Raw genomic sequence first — 6809 nt, 5'->3', positions numbered from 1 at the left:
GCCGGGGGCTGCCGTGCTCCCCGGACAGGCTGCCCTTGCGGGCCCTGGGACGGCTCCCGTCCGGGGGCTGCCGTGCTCCCCGGACAGGCTGCCCTTGCGGGCCCTGGGACGGCTCCCGTCCGGGGGCTGCCGTGCTCCCCGGACAGGCTGCCCTTCCTCACCGGGCCGCACGGTGCCGCACCGGACCGCACTCGGGCGTCACTGGGGCCTCATCCGGGTCTCAACCGGGGATGAGTCCGTCGTCGCTCAGCAGGTCCCGGACCTCCTCCAGGGTGGCGTCCGCGGCGGGGAGGATCAGGTCGGACGGCTCCAGGGAGTCGTCCGGCACGGGCTCGCCCAGCTCGCGGACCCTGGACAGCAGGGCCGCGAGGGTGCGACGGAAGCCGGGACCGTCGCCCTTCTCCATCTCGGCCAGGAGTTCGTCGTCCAGCTTGTTCAGGTCGGCGAGGTGGCCGTCGGCCAGCCTCACCTGTCCCTCTCCCATGATCCGTACGATCATGTCGCCCTCCTAGGCGTGGCCCCGGCTGTCGGTGACATGGCGTGCCTCGACGCGGCTCACTGCTTGTCGAAGCGGGGGGTGTCCTGCGGCTGCTGCTGGGGCCGGCCCTCGCCCGTGCCGCCTTCGATCGCCTGCCGGTCCGCGGACGAGCCGCCGGCCAGCTCCGCCTTCATGCGCTGAAGCTCCAGCTCTACATCCGTACCACCGGAGAGCCGGTCCAGCTCGGTCTGGATGTCGTCCTTGGCCAGCCCGGAGGGGTCGTCCAGGGCGCCGGAGGCGAGCAGCTCGTCGATCGCGCCGGCCCGGGCCTGGAGCTGCGCGGTCTTGTCCTCGGCCCGCTGGATGGCCAGGCCGACGTCGCCCATCTCCTCGGAGATGCCGGAGAACGCCTCGCCGATCCGGGTCTGCGCCTGGGCCGCCGTGTAGGTCGCCTTGATGGTCTCCTTCTTCGTACGGAAGGCGTCGACCTTGGCCTGCAGGCGCTGGGCCGCCAGGGTGAGCTTCTCCTCCTCGCCCTGGAGCGTGGCGTGCTGCGTCTGAAGGTCCGTCACCTGCTGCTGGAGCGCGGCACGGCGGGAGAGCGCCTCGCGGGCCAGGTCCTCGCGACCCAGCGCGAGCGCCTTGCGGCCCTGGTCCTCCAGCTTTCCGGACTGCTGCTGCAGCTGGTTCAACTGGAGCTCCAGGCGCTTGCGGCTGGTCGCCACGTCCGCGACACCGCGCCGCACCTTCTGCAGCAGCTCCAACTGCTTCTGGTACGAGTAATCGAGGGTCTCGCGCGGGTCCTCGGCCCGGTCAAGGGCCTTGTTCGCCTTCGCGCGGAAGATCATCCCCATACGCTTCATGACACCGCTCATGGGCTTCGCGCGCCCCCTTCTGACGGACTCCAGCTCACAGCTCTGCGACAGAACCCACAGTACGGGCCCTGTGACCATTACCGCACTGTTCGGGAGCGGATACGGTCATCCCCGAGGACGACTGCGTCCGCCACCGCTCCGGCGCAGGGAGGAGGTGCCCCCCTGACCACCGGGCGACGACGCTCGCGACGTCCCCTCTGTCCCCCTACAGACGATCGGTGTTGCCGGATCGTTCCCCGCGGGACTGGGGTCCATGCGGGTCAAGCCCTTACCCTTGGGTTTTGTGTTCCGTAGCCGTGCCAAGGATGAGAAGTCCCCGGTCGCCGACAAGGCACCGGTGAGCGTCTCCAAGCAGACCCGCGACCCGCAGGCTCCCAAGGGCCGCCCCACGCCCAAGCGGAGTGAGGCGCGCTCCCAGCGCCGCAGCGTCGCCAACACGTCGATGACGCGCAAGGATGCCGCGAAGCGGCAGCGCGAGGAGCGCCGAGTCCAGTTGGAGCGGCAGCGCCAGGCGCTGGCGAGCGGCGACGAGCGCTATCTGCCGGCCCGCGACAAGGGCCCGGTCCGCCGGTTCGCGCGGGACTTCGTCGACTCGCGGTTCAACATCGCGGAGTTCTTCCTGCCGATGGCCGTGGTCATCCTGGTGCTGAGCATGATCCGGGTGCCCGCGCTGCAGAACATCGCGCTGCTGCTGTGGCTCGTGGTGATCGTCCTGATCGTGCTGGACTCGGCGGCCAGCGGCTTCCGGCTGAAGAAGCGCCTGAACGAGCGCTTCCCGGACCAGAACAAGCGGGGCGCGGTCGCCTACGCCCTGATGCGCTCCCTCCAAATGCGCCGGCTCCGGCTGCCCAAGCCGCAGGTCAAGCGCGGGGAGCGGCCCTGAGCGCGACCGCTTTCTCCGAGGGTGCCGCGGACGCCTGGCTGAACAAACTGGGTGGGCTGCGTGATGTCGTGCGACAGGAACTGGTGGCCCGGCAGCTCGACGAGCAGATAGCCGGGCGGTTCCCGGTCGGGCAGCGGCTGCGAGTGCTCGACGTGGGCATGGGCCAGGGCACGCAGGCGCTGCGGCTGGCCCGGGCCGGGCACCAGGTCACCGGGCTCGAACGGGACCAGACGATGATCTCCGTGGCCCGTGCCGCGCTGGCCGCCGAGCCGGAGGGCATCCGGGCGCGGGTGCGGATCGTCGAGGGCGACGGCCAGGACACCGGCGTGCACTTCCTGCCGGGCAGTTTCGACGTGGTGCTGTGCCACGGGGTGCTGATGTACGTCGAGGAGCCGGACCCGCTGCTCGCGGGGCTGGCGCGGATGCTCGCGCCGGGCGGTCTGCTGTCGCTGCTGGTACGCAACGGCGACGCGCTGGCGCTGCGCCCGGGACTGTCCGGCGAGTGGCCGACGACACTGGCCGCGTTCGACACGACGGCGTACCGCAACCGGCTGGGGCTGGACGTGCGGGCGGACCGGCTCGCGCACCTGACGGCGACGCTCGCGGGGATCGGGGCGCCGCTGCGGACCTGGTACGGGGTGCGCGTCTTCACGGACACGGCGGCCGACGACGCGGAGCCACCGGCCGACACCGAGACGCTGGAAACGCTCCTGGCAGCCGAGGAACGAGCCGGCCGGACGGACCCCTACCGCGCGGTGGCGGCCCTCCTGCACCTGTGCGGCGTACGCGGCTGACACCCCACAGCCGCCCGCCCGGCGCGCCGCTGAGAACCCGCGTCACCTGTACGGGGCACGCCGCCGCCGGCCAGCCGCGCCTGTGCGGGGAGCGCCGCCGAGGACTGGCCGCACCCGTGCGAGGCGCACCGCCGAGGACCCGCTGCACCTGCACGGGGCGCGCCGTCACCGCCAGCCGCACGAGTGCAGGGGTATGCGCTGACGGTGCGCCGCTGAAGGCAGGCCGCATCTGAACTGGGTGCGCCCTGAACACCAACCGCCCGCCGGATACGTCGCTGTCGACCACAGCACCCGTGTGGGGGCGTGCCACCGGCAACCGGCCGCACCCGTGCAGGGCGCACCGCCGAGGACCCGCTGCACCTGCACGGGGCGCGCCGTCACCGCCAGCCGCACGAGTGCAGGGATGTGCGCGGACGGTGCGCCGCTGAAGGCAGGCCGCCTCTGAACTGGGTGCGCCCTGACCACCAACCGCCCGCCGGATACGTCGCTGTCGACCACCGCACCCGTGTGGGGGCGTGCCACCGGCAACCGGCCGCACCCGTGCGAGGCGCACCGCCGACGACGAGCCGCGCCTGTGCGGGAAGGCGCCACCGGAGACCGGCCGCACCCGTGCGAAGCTCGCCGCTGACGGCCGGTCGCGCCTGAAGCGGTGTACGCCCTTATCAGCAGCCGCTGCGCGGGGAACGCCGCCGACGACCAGCTCATCCGTGCGAGGGTGCGACCGACCACCGGCCACACCCGTTCGAAGCGCACCGCACGACCAGTCGCACGCGTGCGAGGTCGCAGCCGATTCGGTCACACCTTTGTGGGAAGGCGCCGCTGGAGACCCGTGCCCCCGTGTGGGGGCGCCGCTGACAACCGGCCGCACCCGAGCGAGGCGTGCCGTCGGCCGGCGGGCGCGGACCAACGAGGTGTGCCGCCGGGGGGCGGCCGTCGGCGCTCGTTCGGGGGAGCAGCGGAAGCCGGGGGCGTGGTGTGCGGAGAGACTCGGGGTATGGATGTCTTCTTCCGTGGTCCGCGGCCGGTCGTTCTGCTGGCCGCCCTCGTCGGCTGCGTCGCGGTGCTGTCCGGGTGCCACGGTGTGGCCGCCCCGCAGGCGACGGCGGGCGCGTCCAAGGACCCCGTCGGCGCCCGCCGGCCCGCCGCGGCCTCGGCGAACGACCTGCAGAGCGACTACATGCGGGTGATCAAGCAGGCGCTGCCGTCGGTCGTGCAGATCCAGTCCGGCAACCAGCTGGGGTCCGGGGTCGTGTACGACGACAAGGGGCACATCGTCACCAACGCGCACGTCGTAGGGACCGGGAAGACCTTCAGCGTGACCACGGCCAACAGCGAGGCGTCGCTCACCGCCACCCTGGTCTCCTCGTACCCGGACCAGGACCTCGCCGTCGTCAAGCTGAACAAGGTGCCGCACGGGCTGAAGGCGGCCACCTTCGGCGAGTCGGGGAAGGTCGAGGTCGGGCAGATCGTCCTGGCCATGGGCTCGCCGCTGGGGCTGTCGTCGAGCGTGACCCAGGGGATCGTGTCGGCGACCGGCCGTACCGTCAGCGAGGGCAGCGACGGCGGCACGGGGGCCACGATCGCCGGCATGGTGCAGACGTCGGCCGCGATCAACCCCGGCAACAGCGGGGGCGCGCTGGTGAACCTGAACGGTCAGGTCATCGGCATCCCGACGCTCGCCGCCGCCGACCCGCAGCTCGGGGGCAGCGCGGCGCCCGGCATCGGCTTCGCTATCCCGGCGTCGACGGTGAAGACGATCGCCGGGCAGATCGTGCGGTACGGCAAGGTCGTCAACTCCGGCCGGGCCGCGCTCAACATCACCGGACGCACCGTCGTCGGCATGGACTACGAGCCCGCCGGGGTCGCGGTGGTGGACGTGAAGGCCGGCGGGGCCGCGGCGCGGGCGGGGATCCGGTCCGGAGACATCATCACCAAGGTCGGCGACCAGGACATCACCACCATCACCTCGCTGTCGGAGGTGCTCGCCGCCGACCGGCCGGGCCAGCGGACCACGGTGACGTTCTCGCGCGACGGCAGCCAGAAGACGGTGGACGTGACGCTGGGCGAGCAGTGAGCGGGGGCGGCCGGCCACCGGCGGCCGCCCGGCCCGCCTACGCCGAGGCCTCGTCCGCGTGCAGGCTCATCGGACCGTAGATCTCCTTGGCGTCCTCGAACAGCCACACCTGGTCGGCGCCGCCGTCCAGCAGGGCCTTCCAGTTCTCCCCGATCCAGGACTCGGCGTCGCCCTGCGTGGTGAACTCCTCGGGCTGCACCGCGGGCTGGACCTCCGTCCCGTCGGCCGTCTCGAACCGCCACGTCCATGCCGCCATGTACGCCTCCCTGGTGTGAGCACACTGCACAGCGCGGGCCGGACCCGGTCCGGCCCGCTGCCCCGCAGCCTAGGGCCTCTCGTGAGCTTCCCGCCCGTGCGGTGGATCATGCCCCCGTACACCGGATCAGGCACGTCCGCCCGGGCCGACGGCGAGCGCCGCGCTCCCCACGCCCACGATCCGCCGTACAGATCCCGGCCGGATGCGCGGGACCCGGGGCGGCAGGCGAAAATCGGGTCCGTGGACGTGACTCTGCTCGGCACCGGTGCCCCCGCGGGACTGCCCCGCCCCGACTGTCCCTGCGCGGCCTGCGCGACCGCGCTCGGCGCGGACGCGCGGGCGGCGACCGCACTGCTCGTGGACGGGGCGCTGCTGCTGGACCTGACCCCCGGCGCGGCGTTCGCGGCGGCGCGGGCGGGGCATTCGCTGGGCGGCGTGGCGCAGGTGCTGCTGTCGCACCCGCACGACGGCCCGGCGGTCGAGGTGCCGGCCGGTCTGCCGCAGCCGGGGCGGGTGCCGGACGGGCGGGAGCTGACGCTGCTGACAGGGCATCGGGTGCGGGCGGTGGCGCTGGACGCCCCCGGCACCGGGTACGCGGTGACCGGCCCGGACGGGCGGCGGCTGCTGTACCTGCCGCCGGGCGGCGCGCCGGCCGGTCTGGAGGAGGGCTCCGCGGAGACGTACGACATGGTCCTGTCGGACGTGGTGGGGCGCCCCGACGCGCTGGCCAAGCTGCGGGCGGTCGGGGCGGTGGGGCAGACCACGGACGTCGTCGCGGTCCACCTCGACCACGACGTGCCGCCGGGTCCGGAGCTGCGCCGGCGGCTCGCGGCGGCTGGGGCGCGGGCCGTGCCGGACGGTACGACGCTGGCGGTCGGGGCGTACGAGGACGTACCGGACGTGCCCCGGCGCACGCTCGTGCTCGGCGGGGCGCGGTCGGGCAAGTCGGTGGAGGCCGAGCGGCGGCTGGAGACCTTTCCCGGCGTGCTGTACGTGGCCACCGGCGGCACGCGTGGCGGGGACACCGAGTGGGCGGCCCGGGTGGCCACGCACCGGGAGCGGCGGCCGGGCTCGTGGCGCACGACCGAGACGTGCGACCTGGTGCCGCTGCTGGCGCAGGACGGCCCGCCGCTGCTCGTCGACTGCCTGTCGCTGTGGCTGACGGACGCGATGGACTCCGTCCGCGCCTGGGACGACGCCGAATGGGCGGGCGGCGGCGAACTTGCCCTGCGCGAACGGGTGACCGCCCTGACCGGCGCCCTGCGCGCCAGCCGGCGGACCGTCGTGGCGGTCTCCAACGAGGTCGGCTCGGGCATCGTCCCCGCCACCGCCTCCGGCCGCCGCTACCGCGACGAACTCGGCCGCCTGAACGCCGCGTTCGCCGCGGAGTGCGAACACGTCCTGCTGGTGGTGGCCGGTCAGGCACTGGTGCTGCGCGGCTGACCCGGT

The 6809-nt window shown here is 73.5% G+C and carries 7 protein-coding genes; 4 read left to right on the top strand and 3 right to left on the bottom strand.

Features of this window, described 5'->3' with window-relative positions; genetic code table 11:
- Positions 1 to 220: 220 nt before the first annotated feature.
- Both pspAA and ACWC91_RS11400 read right to left on the bottom strand, forming a co-directional pair.
- On the bottom strand, positions 221 to 499 hold the full coding sequence (pspAA, locus tag ACWC91_RS11405) for a PspA-associated protein PspAA (RefSeq protein WP_141361586.1): 279 nt from the start codon (positions 497 to 499) through the stop codon (positions 221 to 223).
- 56 nt (positions 500 to 555) lie between these two features.
- Entirely contained in the window at positions 556 to 1353 is a 798-nt protein-coding gene (locus ACWC91_RS11400; RefSeq protein ID WP_172632992.1) for a PspA/IM30 family protein, read from the bottom strand.
- Between the two features lie 283 nt (positions 1354 to 1636).
- On the opposite strand from ACWC91_RS11400, the gene ACWC91_RS11395 reads away from it, so the two are divergent.
- From ACWC91_RS11395 to ACWC91_RS11385, 3 genes are all read left to right on the top strand, one after another.
- Positions 1637 to 2236 (top strand): DUF3043 domain-containing protein, encoded by a 600-nt coding sequence (locus tag ACWC91_RS11395; RefSeq protein ID WP_225074346.1) that lies wholly within the window; start codon positions 1637 to 1639, stop codon positions 2234 to 2236.
- 83 nt (positions 2237 to 2319) lie between these two features.
- Entirely contained in the window at positions 2320 to 3030 is a 711-nt protein-coding gene (locus ACWC91_RS11390) for a class I SAM-dependent methyltransferase (RefSeq protein WP_225074470.1), read from the top strand.
- A gap of 994 nt (positions 3031 to 4024) precedes the next feature.
- On the top strand, positions 4025 to 5104 hold the full coding sequence (locus tag ACWC91_RS11385; protein WP_225074347.1) for a S1C family serine protease: 1080 nt from the start codon (positions 4025 to 4027) through the stop codon (positions 5102 to 5104).
- A 37-nt stretch (positions 5105 to 5141) separates the two neighbouring features.
- On the opposite strand, the gene ACWC91_RS11380 is transcribed toward ACWC91_RS11385, so the two are convergent.
- Complete coding sequence (locus ACWC91_RS11380) at positions 5142 to 5360, bottom strand: hypothetical protein (protein ID WP_141361578.1); 219 nt, start codon at positions 5358 to 5360, stop codon at positions 5142 to 5144.
- A 240-nt stretch (positions 5361 to 5600) separates the two neighbouring features.
- Here ACWC91_RS11380 and ACWC91_RS11375 point away from each other — a divergent pair, with 240 nt between their 5' ends.
- Entirely contained in the window at positions 5601 to 6803 is a 1203-nt protein-coding gene (locus ACWC91_RS11375) for a bifunctional adenosylcobinamide kinase/adenosylcobinamide-phosphate guanylyltransferase (RefSeq protein WP_225074348.1), read from the top strand.
- Positions 6804 to 6809 lie beyond the last annotated feature (6 nt).

Source organism: Streptomyces sp. NPDC001204 (assembly GCF_053598035.1).
Note: the sequence above shows the minus strand (reverse complement) of the source record. Positions and strands in the feature narration are given on the sequence as shown.